Here is an 18,441-nt window from a genome sequence, read left to right on the forward strand (position 1 = left end):
CGCGGAAACGCAACCCACCACTGATTGTGAGCACCATGTTGAAAAAACTGATTTCGACCCTGCTGATTACCTCTGTCGCGACCCTGTCGGTGACTGCCCATGCGCAGACACCTGCCCGTCCGACGCTGAATGCACCCGCTGCGGCAGCGCCTATCGTGCCGACAGCGCCGGAGTTGGCAGCGTCAAGCTACCTGCTGATCGACGCCAACAGCGGTGCGGTGCTGGTCGAGCACAATGCCGATACTCCGCTGCCGCCGGCCAGTCTCACCAAGATGATGACCAGCTACATCGTCAGTCAGGAAATCAAGCGTGGTCAGATCGGCGAGAACGACCCGGTGCTGGTCAGCGAAAAGGCCTGGCGCATGGGTGGTTCCAAGATGTTCATCCGCGTGGGCAATCAGGTGCCGGTGATCGACCTGCTGCGCGGTGTGATTATTCAGTCCGGTAACGATGCCAGTATTGCGCTTGCCGAGCACGTTGCCGGCAGTGAGGATGCCTTCGCCGACCTGATGAACGCACAGGCGCAGCGTCTGGGTATGACCAATAGCCACTTCGTCAACGCCACTGGCTGGCCAGCCGAGGATCACTACGCCTCAGCTCGCGATCTGGCGATCCTGGCGCAGGCGATTATTCGTGACGACCCCAAATCTCACTATGCCATCTACGGCGAGAAGGAGTTCGTCTGGAACGACATTCGTCAGCCTAACCGCAACCTGATGTTGTGGCGCGACAGCACTGTGGATGGTCTGAAGACCGGTCACACCGACGAAGCCGGTTTCTGTCTGGTTGCCTCCGCCAAGCGCGACGACATGCGCCTGATCTCGGTGGTCATGGGAACTACAAGTGAGCAGGCTCGCGCGGCTGAAACCCAGAAACTGTTGACCTGGGGCTTCCGCTTCTTTGAAACCAAGACTTTCTACCAGCCGGGTCAGGTACTGGCTGACGAGCGAGTGTGGAAGGGTGCACAGGACAAGGTGCAGCTCGGTCTTCAGGACGGTCTGATGCTGACCCTGCCCAAGGGCCAGTCCGACAAACTGGAAGCCAGTCTGACGCTGAACAAGCCGATCATGGCGCCGATCCAGATCGGTGACGTACTGGGTGAAGTTGAAGTCAAGCTGGGTGACGAGGTCGTGCACACGGCGCCGCTGGTAGCGCTGACTGCGGTCGAGGAGGGTGGTTTCTTCGGGCGTCTGTGGGACAGCATTCGTCTGTTCTTCTACGGTTTGTTTGATTGAGGAGGGCAGCGCATGGCTGATGTAAACGAGCCCCAGGCTCCAAAAATCGAATTTCCCTGCCAGTACCCGATCAAGGTCATCGGGACTGCCGGTGATGATTTTGCCGAGGTGATCTGTCAGGTCGTGGAGAAACATGCCCCCGGCGTGGATACCACCACCGTTGAGATCAAGGACAGCAAGAACGGGCGTTTTCTGTCGTTGCGGGTGGTCATTACCGCAACCGGTCAGGAACAGCTCGAAGCCCTGCATCGGGATCTCAAGGCGACCGGCCGCGTGCACATGGTGCTGTGATGGACGCCCCTGCGGAACTGGTAATCCGCCACCTCGGGCTGGTGGATTATCAGCCCACGTTGGAGGCCATGCGACAACTCACAGAGCAGCGTGGCCCCGATACCCCTGATGAGATCTGGTTGCTGCAGCATCCCCGCGTGTTTACGCAGGGGCAGGCTGGCAAGGCTGAGCACGTGCTGGCGCCCGGTGATATACCGGTCATTCAGGCCGAGCGCGGTGGTCAGGTCACCTATCACGGCCCGGGCCAGTTGGTGGGTTATCTGATGCTGGATCTGCGGCGCAAGAACCTTGGGGTACGTGAGCTGGTGACGGCCATGGAGCAGAGTCTGGTCGACCTGCTCGCGCTGTATGGTGTTGAAGCGGCGCCGCGCGCTGATGCCCCCGGTGTCTATGTGGGGGCTGACAAGATCGCTTCGCTCGGCCTTAGGGTGCGTCGTGGTTGCTCGTTCCACGGGCTGGCTCTGAATCTGGATATGGACCTGGAGCCGTTCCGGCGTATCAATCCCTGTGGCTACGCGGGTTTGCGGATGACCCAACTCAGCGAACATGTCGACGGGACGGTGGATATCGCTCTGGTCGAGGAGCAACTGGCGGCGGCGTTGCGCAAGCGTCTGGGCTACGTCACTGAGCAGTAGAGGGGCGGGCGCGCTGCTGATTGCGGCGCGCCTGTGTCGGAGTCAGCGTCAGCTGAGATTCAGGGTTGGAATCAGGCTGGCGTCGACCGCCTGACCCGGTACCGGGGCCGGTGCTGCCAGACCCAGGTTATTTTTCTCGAATACCCTATCGGCACGGTAGCTGGAACGCACCAGCGGGCCGGCGGCCACTTCCATAAAACCCATCTCCAGACCAATCTCACGGTAGCGATTGAACTCGTCCGGGCTGACCCAGCGTTGCACCGCGAGGTGATTGCGAGTCGGCTGCAGGTATTGGCCAAGGGTGACGATATCGACGCCGATTTCGCGTAGATCCTTGAAGGTTTGCAGGATTTCGTCGTCAGTCTCACCTAGTCCAACCATCAGGCTGGTCTTGGTCAGCACCTGCGGACGGTGTTTCTTGGCATGGGCCAGTACGTCCAGCGTCTTGCGGTATCCGGCGCGTGGATCGCGAACCTCATGGGTCAGGCGCTCGACGGTTTCCACGTTCTGAGCGAAGACTTCCAGGCCTGAATCGACCACCGCCTCGATGGCACTCAGTACGCCGTCGAAGTCAGGTGTCAGGGCTTCAACCACCACCTGCGGCGTACGCTGCTTGATAGCACGGACGCAGGCTGCGTAATGCGCTGCGCCGCCGTCGTCCAGGTCGTCCCGGTCAACCGAGGTCAGCACGATGTAACGCAGTGCCATGAGCTCGACCGACTTGGCAGTGTTTTCCGGCTCTTCCTTGTCCAACCAGCCGTTCGGGTTGCCGGTATCCACCGCGCAGAAGCGGCAGGCACGGGTACAGACCGAGCCCATCAGCATGATGGTGGCGGTGCCGTTAGACCAGCACTCGCCCATGTTCGGACAATGGGACTCCTGGCAGACCGTGCTCAGTCGGTGCTCGCTGACATTGCGTTTGACCGCTTCAAAACGGTCACCACCCGGGGCCTTGACCCGCAGCCATTTGGGCTTCGGGGAAAAAACCTGGGGTTCAGCGCTGGCGCGACGTTTCTGACCATCCTTGATGGCGGCAATGCCTTGGGCGTTGCGAAACTTCTCGCCGCTGGCAACGGATTTCTGCGGGGTGTCGGACATGATCGGCAGGGCTCCTGGTAGAGGCTCCGTGGGGTGCTGGAAGAGGCACTGGTCGGCTTGTGGCCGACGCGGATTCTACCACAGCCGAGCAGGTGCGCGCAGTGGTGAGCTGCGCGCTGAAGCTCAGGGCTGGCGCAGGGCTTCGAGCAACTCGACCGAGGCGTAGCCGTCAGCTGGCCAGTCCTGTTGCTGCTGGAAGCTGCGAATAGCCCGGCGCGTGTTGGCGCCGATAATACCGTCGATACCGCCCGGCTCCAGACCTTTCTCGGTGAGCAGGGTCTGCAGCTCTATGCGTTCGCTGCGTGACAGTGGTCGGTCATCGGTCGGCCAGGTCGCGTGAATCTGGCCAGCGCCCTGAAAGCGCTCTGACAGAAGGCCGATGGCCAGCGCGTAGCTAGAGGAATTGTTGTAGCGCATGATGGTGCTGAAGTTGTTCAGCAGCAGGAACGCTGGGCCTCGATGACTGGCTGGCAGCAGCAGTGCGGCGCGCTGCTCCGCGAGATTGTCGGCAAGGCGCTGGCCGCCTGCGGCGGTGATGCCAAGTGCCTGCCATTCGGCCACGGTTTTCTTCACGGCGGGGTCGGCTTGGGCGTAGTCGAAGTTGGCCGGCAGCACGACCTCCTGCCCCCATGGCTGACCGCTTCTCCAACCGGATTGCTGCAAGTAGTGGGCGGCTGAGGCCAGTGCGTCGGCAGCGGAGTTCCAGATGTCGCGTCGGCCGTTTCCGTCAAAATCCACCGCATACTGGTTGTAGGTAGTCGGGATAAACTGTGTCTGCCCCATGGCTCCTGCCCATGAGCCAAGCATGCCGCTGGGCTCAATGTCCCGGTGCTGGAGAATGTCCAGCGCGGCCAGTAGCTGGTCGTGGGCAAATTGGGGGCGCCTGCCTTCGTGGGCCAGTGTCGCCAGTGAGCGAATAACCGCGCGGTTGCCCATGTTCTGGCCGTAGTTGCTCTCAAGGCCCCAGATGGCGGTCAGGATGCGCCGATCCACGCCGTAGCGTTGCTCAATTGCGTCAAGTGTTTCGCGTTGAGCGCTGAGGCGGCTGCGGCCGGTCGCCACCCGTTGGCTCGACATGGCGCTGTCGAGGTACGCCCATACCGGGCGGGAAAACTCGGGTTGGCTGCGGTCTGCCTTGATGACGTCTTCATCCGGGGTGACGCCTGCGAAGGCGCGGTCAAACAGGTCGGCGTCGATCCCCTTACCCAGTGCTTCCTGGCGGAAACTGTCGCGCCATTGGGCGAAGGTTTGGGGTTTGGGCGCTTGTGCCGGGGGCGCTGCAGGAGCAGCGGCAGTGGCGGCGCTCGGTTGCACTGGCACCGGCTGCGCGATGGCGGCGCTGGGGGTGTCTGCACAGGCGCTCAGGCAAATCAGGCTGAATGAGGCAAGCAGAGGGAGGCGGGCCTTGCGGCTGTGGGGTGTGGGCATGCAGATTCCCTGGATTCTTGTCTGGCTTTTCGGGTGCTGTGTAAGCCCCGTCCTTGAGCCGTTGGAGGTTAGTGCGCAGGAAAGGTTCCGGCAACAAGGCACGACAATGACAGGTGGCGCGCGGCTCGGCAAGGGCGGCAAATGGCCGTGTTCCGGCATTTATGCTAGAGTTCGCGGCTTTTACCGACCCTGTTCCCCATGTCTGCGCGCCTTCGGCGATTCCGTGGTCTGCGCGGCTTTGTTGTTGCCGCATGTGAGCAGGGACCTGCGCCCTGCAACCTGACGACGCTGCGGTGTCTGTCTGCTGAACTGAAAACAGGTTTGCCTACCCATGACTTTTATCGAAACCCTGCGCCGTGAATGGTTCTCCAACGTGCGTGGCGACCTGCTGTCCGGGCTGGTCGTTGCATTGGCGCTGATCCCTGAGGCCATTGCGTTCTCCATCATCGCCGGCGTCGATCCCAAGGTTGGCCTGTATGCCTCCTTCTGCATTGCGGTGGTCATTGCGTTTACCGGGGGCCGGCCTGGCATGATCTCGGCCGCGACCGGTGCTATGGCGCTGCTGATGGTGACGCTGGTACGCGAACACGGTCTGGAGTATCTGCTGGCTGCCTCGCTGCTGTGTGGTGTGTTTCAGATCGGCGCCGGTTACCTGCGACTCGGCTCGTTGATGCGCTTTGTCTCGCGCTCGGTGGTCACCGGGTTCGTCAATGCGCTGGCGATCCTGATTTTCATGGCCCAGCTGCCTGAGCTGACCGGGGTAACCTGGCATGTCTACGCCATGACTGCCGCCGGCCTGGGTATCATCTACCTGTTCCCCCTGCTGCCCGGTGTCGGCAAGGTAATTCCCTCGCCACTGGTGTGCATCCTGTTACTGACCGCCGTGTCGATCCATCTCGGGCTGGATATTCGCACCGTGGCCGACATGGGCGAGCTGCCGGATACCCTGCCGGTCTTCCTCTGGCCGGACGTGCCGCTCAACCTCGATACATTGATGATCATCCTGCCGTATTCGGCTGCGATGGCCGTGGTCGGGCTGCTTGAGTCGATGATGACCGCAACCATCGTCGACGATCTGACTGATACCAGCAGCGACAAGAACCGTGAGTGCAAGGGTCAGGGCGTTGCCAACATCGCTTCCGGCCTGCTTGGTGGCATGGCTGGCTGCGCGATGATTGGTCAGTCGGTGATCAACGTGAAGTCGGGTGGCCGTACCCGTCTGTCCTGCTTCGTAGCGGGCAGCGTGCTGCTGGTGCTGGTGGTGTTTGCCAGCGACTGGGTCGGGCAGATTCCGATGGCGGCTCTGGTGGCGGTGATGATCATGGTGTCGATCGGCACCTTCAGCTGGGATTCGATTCGCAACCTGCGTCATCACCCGCTGTCGACCAATCTGGTCATGCTGGCCACGGTGTCGGTGGTGGTGGCGACTCACAACTTGGCTTACGGCGTGTTTGTCGGTGTGCTGCTGGCAGCGATGTTCTTCGCCAACAAGATTGGTCACTACCTGCATATCGGCAGCGAGTTGAGTGCTGAGGGTGATGCGCGTCGCTACGAGGTGGTGGGGCAGGTGTTCTTCAGTTCTGCCGACAAGTTTGCCGCGGGCTTTGATTTCAAGGAAGCGCTTGATAGGGTGGTGATTGACCTGAGTCGCGCGCACTTCTGGGATATCACCGCGGTAGGTGCGCTCGACAAGGTGGTCATCAAGTTCCGCCGTGAAGGTACCGAAGTCGAGGTGATCGGACTCAACGAGGCCAGTGCCACTATCGTTGATCGCTTTGGGGTACACGACAAGCCGGAGGCGGTTGACCACCTCGGTGGCCACTGATCAGCGGGAGAGCTGAATGAGCGAAGCAAGGGTGTTGGCGTGTATCGACGGTTCCGCTGCCAGTGAAGCGGTATGTGACTACGCAGCCTGGGCCAGTCTGCGGCTGAATGCGCCGCTGGCGCTGCTGCACGTGCTGGAGCCGGTTGCTGGCGCCGGGCCAACGGACCTGTCCGGCAGCATCGGGTTGGGCAGTCGCGAGCACTTGCTGAACGAGCTTGCCGAGCTGGACGAACGGCGCGCGCGCCTGCTGCGAGAGCAGGGCAAGCTGATGCTTGATGCTGCGGCAACACGGGTGCAGGCCGACGGGGTGGCAGAGCCAACTCTGCGTCAGCGCCACGGCCGGCTGGTCGATACGCTGCAGGAGCTGGAAGGCGAAATCCGTTTGCTGGTCATGGGGCGGCAGGGTGAGGCGGGCGGCAGTACGGCCAGTCAGGTTGGCAGCCAGCTGGAAAGCGTCATCCGCACCATGCATCGCCCAGTGCTGATCACCACTGGTGACTACCGGGCGCCACAACGGGTGCTGATCGCCTTTGATAACAGCCCCAGCGTGCGCAAGGGGCTTGATCTGTTGATGCAGAGTCCGCTGCTGGTTGGGACGACAATCCACCTGCTGATGGTCGGCGCTGATACTGCCGATGCCAGGCAGGCGATTGATGCAGCGCGCAAGCAGCTGGACGAGGAGGGTTTCTCCGCCAGTTCGGAGATTCGTGCCGGCGAGGTTGAAGAGGTGCTATTGCAGTGCAGGCGTGAGCAGGAGATGGATCTGATCATCATGGGCGCCTACGGTCATTCGCGGATTCGCCAGTTCCTGGTCGGCAGTACCACCACCTCGATGCTGCAGCGCACTGACTGTCCGCTGTTGCTGCTGCGCTGACTACAGGCTCAGGCGCGCGCCGGAGGCCTCAACCAGAATGCGCGCCAGACCGTCCCAGGGCGAGCCTGGCGCCTGCCCCTTGATCTGCTCATCAACGGTCTGCGCGTCGTTCAACCAGCGCTCCCAGGCTTCTGCCGGATGGCGCTGCAGGGCGCTGCGCAGCAGTGGCTTGCGTTTATCCCACACCGGTGGCCGCTGACTGGCAAATACCTTGTCTAGCGGGATGCCGCGGCTCTGTTGCTGGGCCATGTCGGCCAGACTGCGCAGTTCTCGGCTGATCGCCCAGAGCACTACCGGCGCCTCGACGCCTTCTCCCCGTAGCCCGTTGAGCATCCGCAGTGCGTGCTGGGGCTGGCCCTGCAGCATCGCATCGCTGAGGTGAAAGACGTCAAAGCGGGCGCTGTCAGCGACGACTTGTTGCACGGTGTCCAAGGTCAACTGGCCTTGCGGGCAATATAGCTTCAGCTTCTCGATTTCCTGCGCCGCCGCCAGCAGGTTGCCTTCGACCCGGGCGCTGAGCAGATCAATGGCTTCAGGGCTGGCCTGCAGTCCGGCCTCAAGCAGGCGCTCGCGAATCCAGGTAGGCAGTTGCTGCGGCTCAATCGGCCAGATTTGCACGAAGCGGCTGTCGGCGTGCTCGATCAGGCTCTTGGCCCACTTGCTACGCTGGGTGGCGCCGTCAAGTTTGGGCAGGCTGATCAGCAGGGTGGTGTCTTCTGCGGGTTGTTCGAGATACGCCAGCAGCGCCTTGGCACCGGCATCCCCGGGCTTGCCCGATGGAATGCGCAGCTCAAGCAGGCGTTTCTGTGCGAACAGGGAGAGGCTATGGCTGGCCTCGTAGAGTTGAGCCCAGTCGAAACTGCGGTCAACGTCGAATACCTGCCGTTCTTCGCAACCGGCAGTGCGGCAGGCTCGGCGAATCAGATCGCAGGCCTCGCCGCAGAGCAGCGGGTCGTCACCACTGACGATGTAGACGGCGGCTAGCTCATCCTTGAGCTGCTTGCCCAGCTGGGGGGCGTTAAGCTTCATTGCCGGTTCAGTTGCCCTGCTGGTCGAGTCGCGACTCGCGGCTGGACAGCTCGCTTTCGGTGATGCTGGACAGACGGAACAGCAGCTGACGAGTGAGGTCCTGGCGCATTTCGCGGCGCAGCAGTTCTTCTTCCTCGGTGGTGCCGATGATGTTGTCCTTGTCGTTCACGTAAATGCGACGGGTAGCCAGGGTCTCCGGCCCGATCAGTGCACGGCCCTGACGGTCAGCGATCTGGAAGGTCAGGTTGCTGGTCAGTTCGTACTCTGCGGGCGTTGCGCTGCTGGTATAGCTGACCGCCCGACGACCCTGCGCTTCGTTCAGCAACTGCAGCTTGTAGGCGGCCGTCGGCGTCACCTGCACGCCGTCTACCTCGAGTGCCTCGAGCACTTGCTGATAGGTGCGGCCGTAGCGGTTTTGCGCCGTTACATCCAGCTGGTTCAGCTCGACGCTGTCGACACCGGTGCCGCGCAGGTGAAACCCGCAGCCGGAGGCGAGCAGGGTGGCGCCGAGGACGGCGCAGCTGAGCAGCAGGCGGGGTGTGGTCAGTGACATCTTGGCTCTCCGTTGCAAAATCAGTTGGCGACAATGTTGACCAGCTTGCCCGGGACGACGATAACCTTGCGGATCGTCAGGCCTTCGGTAAAGCGCAGCACATTCTCGTTTTCCCGCGCGGTGGCTTCAATCAGCTCGCGGCTGGCGTCGGCGGCAACTTCGATGTGGCCGCGCAGCTTGCCGTTGACCTGAATCACCAGTTGCAGGCTGTCCTGTACCAAAGCGCTCTCGTCGACACTCGGCCAGCGCGCATCGATGATCGCGTCGCTATGGCCCAGTGCCTGCCAGAGGCTGTGGCTGATATGCGGAGCAATCGGTGCGAGCAGCAGGGCAACGGTCTCCAGACCTTCCTGCAGCAGGGCGCGATCCTGCTCGGCGTCTTGCGGTGCCTTCTCCAGCACGTTCATCAGCGTCATGACCGCAGCGATGGCGGTGTTGAACTTGTGGTGCTGGCCGATATCCTGACTGGCCTGCTTGATGGCCAGATGGATGGCGCGGCGCACGGCTTTCTGGTCATCGCTCAAGGTGTCGAGGTTGGCCTTGCCGGCCGGGCCCTTGGCGTGATGCTGTTGGCTCAGGCGCCAGACGCGGCGCAGGAAGCGCTGCGCGCCTTCAACGCCGGAGTCAGACCATTCCAGGCTCATGTCCGGCGGCGAGGCGAACATCATGAACAGGCGGCAGGTGTCGGCACCGTACTGGTCGATCATGGCTTGTGGGTCGACGCCGTTGTTCTTCGACTTGGACATCTTCTCGGTGCCGCCAATCTCGACTGGCTGGCCGTCGCTGCGCAGCGTGGCGGCAATGATCTTGCCCTTGCCGTCGCGCTCGATGTCGACATCGGCCGGGTTGTACCAGGTCTTGCTGCCGTTGGCTTCGAGGCGGTAGTAGGTGTCGGCCAGAACCATGCCCTGAGTCAGCAGGTTCTTGAACGGTTCGTTGCTGTTGACCAGGCCCTCGTCGCGCATCAGCTTGTGGAAGAAGCGCGCGTAGAGCAGGTGCAGAATCGCGTGTTCGATACCGCCGATGTACTGGTCAACCGGCAGCCAGTGGTTGGCCGCTGCCGGATCGACCATGCCCTTGTCGTATTGCGGGCTGGCGTAGCGGGCGTAGTACCAGGAGCTTTCGACGAAGGTATCCATGGTGTCGGTTTCGCGCTTGGCGGCGGCACCACACTTCGGACAGCTGCACTCATAGAACTCGGGCATCTTCGCCAGCGGGCTGCCAGCGCCATCAGGAATCACGTCTTCGGGCAGCACCACGGGCAGCTGGTCGTCCGGTACCGGCACGTCACCGCAGCTGTCGCAATGAATGATCGGGATCGGACAGCCCCAATAGCGCTGACGGCTGATACCCCAGTCGCGCAGACGGAACTGGGTACGCGGTTCGCCCAAGCCTTTCTGCTTCAGCACTTCGCCAATGGCGGTGAACGCGCTGTCGTAGTCCAGGCCGTCGAATTCGTCGGAGTTGATCAGCTCGCCCTTCTCACCGTAGGCGTCTTGCCACGGCTCAGGTGTTTCATCACCGGCCGAGGTACGGATAACCGGTTTGATCGGCAGGCTGTATTTGGTTGCGAAGGCAAAGTCGCGCTCGTCGTGGGCCGGAACGGCCATCACGGCGCCTTCGCCGTAGCCCATCAGTACGTAGTTGGCGACCCAGACCGGCAGCTTCTCGCCAGTGAGCGGGTGTAGCACGTACAGCGGAGTCGGCATGCCTTTCTTTTCTTGCGTGGCGATGTCGGCCTCAGCCACGCCGCCGCGCTTGCACTCGTCGATGAACGCCTGCAGCTCAGGGTTGTTCCCGGCGGCCTGAGTCGCCAGTGGATGCTCGGCGGCGACGGCGACGTAGGTTGCGCCCATCAGCGTGTCGGGACGGGTGGTGAAGACTTTCAGGGTGCCGTCGTGGCCGATGCTGGTGGTGTCGTACGGGAACTGGACTTCCATACCGACCGACTTGCCGATCCAGTTGCGCTGCATGGTCTTGACCTGTTCAGGCCAGCCCGTCAGCTCATCCAGCGAGCTCAGCAGTTCGTCTGCGTAGTTGGTGATAGCGAAGTAGTACATCGGGATTTCGCGCTTCTCGATGACTGCGCCACTGCGCCAGCCCTTGCCGTCGATCACCTGTTCGTTGGCCAGTACGGTCTGATCGACTGGGTCCCAGTTCACGGTGCCGTTCTTGCGGTAGATGATGCCTTTCTCGAACAGACGGGTGAACAGCCACTGCTCCCAGCGGTAGTAATCGGGCTTGCAGGTAGCAATTTCGCGCGACCAGTCGATGGCCAGACCCAGACTTTTCAGCTGGGTACGCATGTAGTCGATGTTGGAGTAGGTCCAGGCGGCCGGAGCGACTTTGTTGTTCATCGCTGCGTTTTCCGCCGGCATGCCGAACGCGTCCCAGCCCATGGGCTGCAGCACGTTCTTGCCTTGCATGCGCTGGTAGCGGGCGATTACATCACCGATAGTGTAGTTGCGCACATGCCCCATGTGTAGCTTGCCGCTGGGGTACGGAAACATCGACAGACAGTAGTAGGTGTCCTGGTCGGGGGTTTCGGTAACCTTGAATGCGTTGGCGTTGTCCCAGTCGGCCTGGGCAGCGGCTTCGATCTCACTCGGTGAATACTGTTCTTGCATGGCGTGGGGTCTGGTGACTCGTGGTGACGTGAAAAAGTAATGGGGCAGGATACACCACCCGGCGCTCATCAGGTAGTCACATGCCATTCGTCGCCGGCTTGGCGGCGGCGGCGTCGGTGGGTCTATTCTCTAGATGAAGAGACGAGCCATCCGGGGCCGTCGCAGAGCCATTGCGGGAGGTTGCAAGATGTGTGCTGGATTGCCTTCGGTGGTGGCTCGACAGCCCCAGGATAGCGCTTACGGCAAGCTGCTACGGCGGCTCGATCAGGCGCTGGATATGGCACACACCCGGCAATGGCTGCGAGGCTACCCGGAGCTGCCGGCAGACCTTGAATTGCAGGGGCTGAGCCCGGAGGAGATGGCGCTGCTGCAGCAGATACTGGTCGCCATCTCGCTGCGCACGCCGTTACCGGGCGTGGCGACGCCGCCAGACAACGGGCAAAAGCACTAGCAACGCCAGTATCACCAGCGGCCAGCTGCGCCAGCGCAGATAGGGTGTTTGGCCACTCATCGGCTGAACCTCGCCAATCAAAACCTCCTGCTGGAATTGCGGAATTCGCTGACGAATCACGCCGCGCGGATCGATCAGCGCGGTTACGCCGTTGTTGGTTGCACGAATCATCCAGCGCTGACTCTCCATGGCGCGCATCTGGGCCATCTGCAGGTGTTGCAGCGGGCCGATCGAGGAGCCGAACCAGCTGTCGTTGCTGATGGTGATCAGCACATCGCTTTGGGCAGCCAGTTTGGCGGCAAAGTCGGGGTAGACTGCCTCGTAGCAGATCAGGGGGGCCAGTTTGTAACCAGCGGCCTGCAGCGGCGGTTGGTCAGCCGGGCCGCGGCTGAAGCTGGACATCGGCAGGTTGAAGAAGTCGATCAGCCCGCGCAGCAGGTCTTCCAATGGCACGTATTCGCCAAAGGGCACCAGCTTCTGCTTGAGGTATTCGCTGCGTGGCTCGCTGCCGCCAACCATGATGCCGTTATAGATGCGCATGCCGTTTTCGTCATGGGTGTCGACCGGGATGCCGGTGATCAACGTGCGGCCTTCCTGCGCCAAATTGGCGGCGATGCCATCGACAAAGTACAGCGATTGGCTCTGCAGCACCGGTACGGCGGTTTCCGGCCAGACCACCAGGTCGGTCGGCGGCTGAGCGTAGGTCAGGTCCCGGTACAGCTCCAGCGTGTGGGTGATGTAGGCCGGGTCCCACTTGTCGGACTGAGCGATGTTGGCCTGTACCAGATTGACGCTCAGGCGCTTGCCGAGGGGCTGGGTCCAGTCGATGTACTGCAGCACCAGGCCGCCGCCCCAGAACAGGCCGATCAGTCCAGCAACTGCGACCGTCTGTAGCGGGCGTCGCAGCAGGCGCCACTCGGTCAGCAGGCAGGCGACCAACACCGACATGACCCCAAGCAGCCAGACGCCGCCGACCGGCGCCCAGCCCGCCAGCCAGCTGTGACTGTGGGCGTAGCCGTGATACAGCCAGGGGAACCCGGTCAGGAACCAGCTGCGGAACATTTCCTGAGCAAACCACAGCAGGGCAAAGCTCAGACTGCTCAGCCAGGCGCCTTGCGGGCGCAGAAAGCGCACCCAGACCCAGGCCATCAGGGCAAAAAAGCAGGACAGTCCCAGTTCCAGGCCGCCGGTCAGGAAGGCCGCCAGCGGCGGTGAGGCGTTGCCGTGGACGTGGATGCTGATGTAGATCCAGGACACCCCGGAGGCGAATAGCCCCAAGCCCCAGGCGCCACCACGCAGCGCGGCCTGCTTTGCTGTAACGTCCTTCAACCCCTGGTACAGCAGCGCCACCGAGAGCATGCCCAGCGGCCAGAGGTTGTAGGGGGCGAAGGACGGCGTGCTGAGCGCGCCGGCGACCAGCGCGATCAGGTGGCCGACAACACCGGGGCCGCGCAGGCGGCTGAGCAGGGCGTGCATGGGGACTTCCTTATCGGCGTCGGCTAGCGGTTGACCAGCGTGACGCGCAGCAGATGGACTCGGCGGCTGTCGGCATTCAGGACGCGAACCCGGAAGCCGTCCAGTTCGACCACTTCATTGCGTTTGGGTAAGTGGCCAAAGGCGTTCATGACCAGGCCGCCAACGGTATCGAACTCTTCGTCGGAGAACTCGGTCTCGAAGTGTTCGTTGAACTCCTCGATCGGCGTCAGGCCCTTGACCAGATAGTCGCCACTGGGCAGCGGCTTGATCTGGCTGTCTTCGTCGACGTCATGCTCGTCTTCGATATCGCCGACGATCTGTTCCAGTACGTCCTCAATGGTGACCAGGCCTGACACACCGCCGTATTCGTCGATCACCACCGCCATGTGGTTGCGGGTGGCGCGGAACTCCTTGAGCAGCACGTTGAGGCGCTTGGATTCCGGGACGAAAGTCGGTGAGCGGACGATGTCCTTGATGTTGAAGCGGTCGGTGTTTTCTTCCAGCAGCAGCGGCAGCAGATCCTTGGCGAGCAGGATGCCGATTACATCATCGATGCTTTCGCCGATGACCGGGAAACGCGAGTGCGCTGCTTCGATCACCGCCGGCAGGAACTCGCGGGGGCTGTGGCTGGCTTTGATGGTGGTCATCTGTGAGCGCGGCACCATAATGTCGCGGACTTGCATGTCCGAGACCTGGAGCGCACCTTCGATGATCGACAGGGCCTCGATATCCAGAACCTCGTTGCTGTGCGCCTCGCGCAGCAGTTCGAGCAGTTCCTGGCGGTTCTTGGGTTCATGGACAAAAGCCTGGACCAGTTTATCCAGCCACGACTTATGCCCGTTGGTCGATCGATCTTCGCTCATTGATCCTTACTCATCATCTTCAAGATAGGGGTCGGCTATGCCGAGTTCTGCCAGCAATTCCCGTTCCAGGGCTTCCATCTCCTCTGCGTCGGCGTCGTCGATGTGATCGTAGCCAAGCAGATGCAGGCAGCCATGGATGACCATGTGCGCCCAGTGGGCGAGCAGGGGTTTGCCCTGTTCGTCTGCTTCGCGGGCGACCACGGGAACGCAGATCACCAGATCGCCAAGCAACGGCAGGTCAAGTTCGGGAGGCAGGTCGGCAGGGAAGGACAGGACGTTCGTCGCATAGTCCTTGCCGCGGTAGGTGTTATTCAGCTGGCGGCCCTCATCGGCGTCCACCAGGCGAATGGTCAGTTCACGGTCGGTGCCCGCACCCAGTGCCAGCCCGACCCAGCGTATGAAACTGTCGTCGTCAGGCTGATCGGGGGCGCTGGAAGCGCGCTGGATGTCGAGCTCAATGCTCATTGCGGCGCTCCTGGCGGGCGGCTTCCTGCAGGGCATCGAAGCGGTCATAGGCTTCAACGATGCGCTGCACCAGCGGATGGCGTACCACGTCCTTGGACTGGAAGTGGGTGAAGCCGATGCCCTTGACGTCTTTCAGTACTTCGGCGACATGGGCCAGACCTGAGCGCGTGCCGCGGGGCAGGTCGACCTGGGTAATGTCGCCGGTGATTACGGCGGTGGAGCCGAAGCCGATCCGGGTCAGGAACATCTTCATCTGCTCGACCGTGGTGTTCTGCGACTCGTCCAGAATGATGAAGCTGTTATTCAGGGTGCGACCGCGCATGTAGGCCAGCGGTGCAATTTCGATCACCTGACGTTCGATCAGCTTGATCACCTGCTCAAAGCCCATCATCTCGTATAGCGCGTCGTAGAGCGGGCGCAGATAGGGGTCAATCTTTTGCGCCAGGTCGCCCGGCAGAAAACCTAGCTTCTCGCCGGCTTCAACCGCCGGGCGAACCAGCAGGATGCGACTGATCTGCTCACGCTCCAGCGCATCGACCGCGCAGGCAACCGCCAGATAGGTCTTGCCGGTACCGGCCGGGCCGATACCGAAATTGATGTCGTGCTCTTGGATCGAACGCAGGTACTTCTGCTGGTTCGGGCCGCGCGGCTGAATGCTCATCTTGCGCGTGCGCAGGATCACCGGTTTGTGCTCGTCACCCTTGCTCAGCGTTTCGCTCAGGCTCTCCAGTCCGGATTCCTGCAGATACAGGTGTACTGTATCTGGACCGAGGTCGTCGTTATTGCGCGTTTCGCGGTACAGCTGGCGCAGAACCGCTTCGGCCGAGCGGGTCAGGGAATCGTCGCCGATCAGCTCGAAGTGGTTGCCGCGGTTGCGGACTTCGATGCCGAGGCGTTGTTCGATCAGGCGGAGATTTTCATCGAACTGGCCGCAAAGGCTGGCAAAGCGGCGGGGATCGACAGGTTCGATGCTGAAGCGATGAATATGCTGGGGCGCGTTCAAAATAGTCCGTTGGTCGCCATATGGCACTGAGAAGCGCACAGAATAGCGCGCAAATATCCCGCTGCAAAGACCCGCCTATCCGTGCCGATCATCTGCTGATCTGTACAGGGCGAGCGGGCTTTGCGGCGAGGGCGGGGCGCACTGGATCAGTGCGCCGTCTCGTTGATGAGGGTGCCACGCAGCGAATGGGGCAGGGCCTCTTCGATGTGGACGTTGACGAACTGGCCGATCAGGCCCGGGTTGTCGCAGCGGAAGTTAACTACCCGGTTGTGCTCGGTACGGCCCTGCAGCATGCCCGGGTCCTTCTTGGAGAAGTCGCTGACCAGAATGCGCTGAGTGGTACCGACCATGCGGCGGCTGTTCTCGAAACCCTGCTGGTTCAGACGTGCCTGCAGAATCTGCAGACGCTGCTTCTTGGTCTCCATCGGAGTGTCGTCGTTCAGGTCGGCCGCGGGGGTGCCGGGGCGCGCGCTGTAGATGAACGAGTAGGAGAAGTCGAAGCCGACGTCCTCGACCAGTTTCATGGTCTGCTCGAAATCGCGGTCGGTTTCACCCGGGAAGCCGATGATGAAATCAGAGCTAAGGATGATGTCCGGCACCGCTGCTTTCAGCTTGCGGATGCGTGACTTGTATTCCAGCGCAGTGTGGTTGCGCTTCATCGCCGCCAGTACGCGGTCGGAGCCGGACTGCACGGGCAGATGCAGGTACTTCACCAGCTTCGGAATCTCGGCGTGGGCCTGGATGATGGCGTCGGAGAATTCCAGCGGGTGGCTGGTGGTGTAGCGAATACGCTCAATGCCGTCGATCGCTGCAACCGCGTGCAGCAGGTCGGCAAAGTCGGTGCCGTCGAAGCGGTACCCGTTGACGTTCTGGCCCAGCAGGGTGACTTCCTTGACGCCGTTTTCGGCCAGGTGAACGATCTCGGCCAGCACGTCGGCCAGCGGACGGCTGACTTCCTCGCCGCGGGTGTAGGGCACCACGCAGAAACTGCAGTATTTGCTGCAGCCTTCCATGATCGATACGAAAGCGGTCGGGCCATCCACGCGCGGCTCGGGCAGGGCGTCGAACTTCTCGATCTCGGGGAAGCTGACATCGACCTGCGGCTGATGAGTGGTACGCGCAGCGTTGATCATCTCCGGCAGGCGGTGCAGCGTCTGCGGGCCGAATACCACGTCAACGTAGGAGGCGCGGTCGCGGATCGCGGTGCCTTCCTGGCTGGCGACGCAGCCACCAACGCCGATGATCAGGTCCGGGTTTTTCTCTTTCAGCGGGCGCCAGCGGCCCAGCTCGGAAAAGACTTTTTCCTGAGCCTTCTCGCGGATGGAGCAGGTGTTGAGCAGGATGACATCCGCCTCGTCGGGGTTGTCGGTCAGCTCCATTGCCTGATGTTCGCCGAGCAGGTCTGCCATGCGCGAGCTGTCATACTCGTTCATCTGGCAACCGTGGGTCTGAATAAAGAGTTTCTTGGCCATTGAGATGTGCTGGGGGCTAACTTGGAAAAGGGGCGATTATACACACATCTGCTTCCGCCGCCCCCTGTGCTATGATGCGCGCCCGCCGAGCGGCAGGTGCCGCGGCTGTCTCCCATGTTTTCAAGGTATCGATCAACCCGTCATGAGCAAAGAAAAGCAACCGGTTTTCCGGGTCATCTTCCAGAACCAGGGACAGGTGTACGAGCTTTACGCCCAGCAGATCTTTCAGAGTGAGCTGTGGGGGTTCATGGAAATTGAGGAGCTGATCTTTGGCGAGAGATCACAGATGCTGGTCGATCCGGCCGAAGAAAAGCTGAAAAATCAGTTTGAAGGCGTCAAACGCAGCTTCATTCCGATTCACTCGATCATCCGTATTGATGAGGTCGAGCGCGTTGGCACACCGAAGATCAGTGAAGCCAAGGGCGGCGGCAATATCATGCACTTTCCGATGCCGCCGCGTAACGACAGCTAATCGTGTCGCCATGCAGGAGCGGCGTTAGTGTTACTGCTGCTCCAGCACCTCGTCGGCCTGACGCGTATCGCTGCGCGGGTCAGCTGACTCCTCCGGCTCCAGCGTGCCGCTGAGCTGCTCTTCGCGAATCTGCGCCAGATAATCCCGGAACAGGGTGCCCAGCACGTGGTTGGCAACCTGGATTTCCTGCGAGTTCATTTCCTGCGCGACCATGTCGGCGGCGTCGATGGCGTCGTCATTGCCGTTGACGGCGGCCATCTTGAGGATGATGTAGGCCTGTGGCAGGTTGCGCGGGATGCCCTCGCCGTTGAAGTGCATCAGCCCGAGCAGGTATTGCGCCTTGGGTTCACCCTGAATTGAGGCTTTCTCCAGCCATTGCAGTGAACTGACATAGTCCTGCTCAACCCGCTCGCCTTTGTAGTACAGCTGGCCCAGTTCGAACTGCGCCTGCATGTCGCCGCGCTCGGCAGCCTGCTGGCAGGCCTCCAGTGCCAGTGGCAGGCTTTCGTCGTCGACCCGCTCAAAGGCGCAGCGGTCGTTGGCACTGATCAGCAGCGTATTGTCTGACTCGGCCAGCAGGGGAGTCGCCAGCAGCGAGAGCAGGCCGGAGAGCGCAACGTGCTTGAGCAGGCGGTGCATGGTTG

At 61.8% G+C, this 18,441-nt stretch carries 18 protein-coding genes; 7 read left to right on the top strand and 11 right to left on the bottom strand.

What is annotated here, in order from left to right; genetic code table 11:
* The first annotated feature begins 35 nt into the window (after nt 1–35).
* From AAFM31_RS06190 to lipB, 3 genes are read left to right on the top strand one after another with little or no spacing between them, the layout of a single operon-like run.
* Nucleotides 36–1,235, top strand: a complete 1,200-nt coding sequence (locus AAFM31_RS06190) for a D-alanyl-D-alanine carboxypeptidase family protein (RefSeq protein WP_371833015.1) — start codon at nt 36–38, stop codon at nt 1,233–1,235.
* A gap of 12 nt (nt 1,236–1,247) precedes the next feature.
* Nucleotides 1,248–1,526 (top strand): DUF493 domain-containing protein, encoded by a 279-nt coding sequence (locus AAFM31_RS06195; protein ID WP_341707030.1) that lies wholly within the window; start codon nt 1,248–1,250, stop codon nt 1,524–1,526.
* A complete protein-coding gene (lipB, locus tag AAFM31_RS06200) occupies nt 1,526–2,161 on the top strand; it encodes a lipoyl(octanoyl) transferase LipB (RefSeq protein WP_341707031.1) in 636 nt (211 codons plus the stop codon). Before AAFM31_RS06195 ends, lipB begins: the two co-directional genes overlap by 1 nt.
* A gap of 48 nt (nt 2,162–2,209) precedes the next feature.
* Here the strand turns inward: lipB and lipA are convergent, their stop codons facing one another.
* Both lipA and AAFM31_RS06210 read right to left on the bottom strand, forming a co-directional pair.
* On the bottom strand, nt 2,210–3,259 hold the full coding sequence (gene lipA / locus AAFM31_RS06205; protein ID WP_341707032.1) for a lipoyl synthase: 1,050 nt from the start codon (nt 3,257–3,259) through the stop codon (nt 2,210–2,212).
* Nucleotides 3,260–3,382: 123 nt separating this feature from the next.
* Complete coding sequence (locus tag AAFM31_RS06210) at nt 3,383–4,687, bottom strand: lytic murein transglycosylase (protein WP_341707033.1); 1,305 nt, start codon at nt 4,685–4,687, stop codon at nt 3,383–3,385.
* Between the two features lie 331 nt (nt 4,688–5,018).
* On the opposite strand from AAFM31_RS06210, the gene AAFM31_RS06215 reads away from it, so the two are divergent.
* Both AAFM31_RS06215 and AAFM31_RS06220 read left to right on the top strand, forming a co-directional pair.
* Nucleotides 5,019–6,512: a SulP family inorganic anion transporter gene (locus AAFM31_RS06215; protein ID WP_341707034.1), complete on the top strand. Its 1,494-nt coding sequence runs from the start codon at nt 5,019–5,021 to the stop codon at nt 6,510–6,512.
* 16 nt (nt 6,513–6,528) lie between these two features.
* Nucleotides 6,529–7,386 (top strand): universal stress protein, encoded by an 858-nt coding sequence (locus AAFM31_RS06220; protein WP_341707035.1) that lies wholly within the window; start codon nt 6,529–6,531, stop codon nt 7,384–7,386.
* Here the strand turns inward: AAFM31_RS06220 and holA are convergent, their stop codons facing one another.
* The 3 genes from holA to leuS are packed head-to-tail and all read right to left on the bottom strand — an operon-like array spanning nt 7,387 to nt 11,595.
* Nucleotides 7,387–8,415, bottom strand: coding sequence for a DNA polymerase III subunit delta (holA, locus tag AAFM31_RS06225; RefSeq protein WP_341707036.1), 1,029 nt, complete (start codon nt 8,413–8,415; stop codon nt 7,387–7,389). It lies immediately after the preceding gene.
* A gap of 7 nt (nt 8,416–8,422) precedes the next feature.
* Nucleotides 8,423–8,968, bottom strand: a complete 546-nt coding sequence (gene lptE / locus AAFM31_RS06230; RefSeq protein ID WP_341707037.1) for an LPS assembly lipoprotein LptE — start codon at nt 8,966–8,968, stop codon at nt 8,423–8,425.
* Nucleotides 8,969–8,988: 20 nt separating this feature from the next.
* Nucleotides 8,989–11,595 carry a leucine--tRNA ligase gene (gene leuS / locus AAFM31_RS06235; protein WP_341707038.1) on the bottom strand — a complete coding sequence of 869 codons (2,607 nt, stop codon included), beginning with the start codon at nt 11,593–11,595 and terminating at the stop codon, nt 8,989–8,991.
* Between the two features lie 187 nt (nt 11,596–11,782).
* Here leuS and AAFM31_RS06240 point away from each other — a divergent pair, with 187 nt between their 5' ends.
* Complete coding sequence (locus AAFM31_RS06240; protein WP_341707039.1) at nt 11,783–12,046, top strand: hypothetical protein; 264 nt, start codon at nt 11,783–11,785, stop codon at nt 12,044–12,046.
* On the opposite strand, the gene lnt is transcribed toward AAFM31_RS06240, so the two are convergent.
* From lnt to miaB, 5 genes are all read right to left on the bottom strand, one after another.
* A complete protein-coding gene (gene lnt, locus AAFM31_RS06245; RefSeq protein ID WP_341707040.1) occupies nt 12,002–13,522 on the bottom strand; it encodes an apolipoprotein N-acyltransferase in 1,521 nt (506 codons plus the stop codon). The two genes, AAFM31_RS06240 and lnt, sit on opposite strands and share 45 nt — an antisense overlap.
* Before the next feature lie 23 nt (nt 13,523–13,545).
* A complete protein-coding gene (locus AAFM31_RS06250) occupies nt 13,546–14,385 on the bottom strand; it encodes a transporter associated domain-containing protein (RefSeq protein ID WP_341707041.1) in 840 nt (279 codons plus the stop codon).
* A gap of 6 nt (nt 14,386–14,391) precedes the next feature.
* Nucleotides 14,392–14,850 (bottom strand): rRNA maturation RNase YbeY, encoded by a 459-nt coding sequence (gene ybeY / locus AAFM31_RS06255; protein ID WP_341707042.1) that lies wholly within the window; start codon nt 14,848–14,850, stop codon nt 14,392–14,394.
* A complete protein-coding gene (locus AAFM31_RS06260) occupies nt 14,840–15,853 on the bottom strand; it encodes a PhoH family protein (protein ID WP_341707043.1) in 1,014 nt (337 codons plus the stop codon). The genes ybeY and AAFM31_RS06260 overlap by 11 nt, the downstream gene beginning before the upstream one ends.
* A gap of 146 nt (nt 15,854–15,999) precedes the next feature.
* The gene (gene miaB / locus AAFM31_RS06265) at nt 16,000–17,325 is read right to left on the bottom strand and encodes a tRNA (N6-isopentenyl adenosine(37)-C2)-methylthiotransferase MiaB (protein WP_341707044.1); all 1,326 of its coding nucleotides are present in this window, start codon (nt 17,323–17,325) and stop codon (nt 16,000–16,002) included.
* Between the two features lie 142 nt (nt 17,326–17,467).
* On the opposite strand from miaB, the gene AAFM31_RS06270 reads away from it, so the two are divergent.
* Nucleotides 17,468–17,797, top strand: coding sequence for a DUF1820 family protein (locus AAFM31_RS06270; RefSeq protein ID WP_341707045.1), 330 nt, complete (start codon nt 17,468–17,470; stop codon nt 17,795–17,797).
* A 30-nt stretch (nt 17,798–17,827) separates the two neighbouring features.
* Here AAFM31_RS06270 and AAFM31_RS06275 read toward each other — a convergent pair whose 3' ends face one another.
* Nucleotides 17,828–18,436 carry a tetratricopeptide repeat protein gene (locus tag AAFM31_RS06275; protein WP_341707046.1) on the bottom strand — a complete coding sequence of 203 codons (609 nt, stop codon included), beginning with the start codon at nt 18,434–18,436 and terminating at the stop codon, nt 17,828–17,830.
* Nucleotides 18,437–18,441 lie beyond the last annotated feature (5 nt).

This window comes from Halopseudomonas sp., from assembly GCF_038130085.1.
In the GTDB taxonomy this organism is placed as follows: domain Bacteria; phylum Pseudomonadota; class Gammaproteobacteria; order Pseudomonadales; family Pseudomonadaceae; genus Halopseudomonas.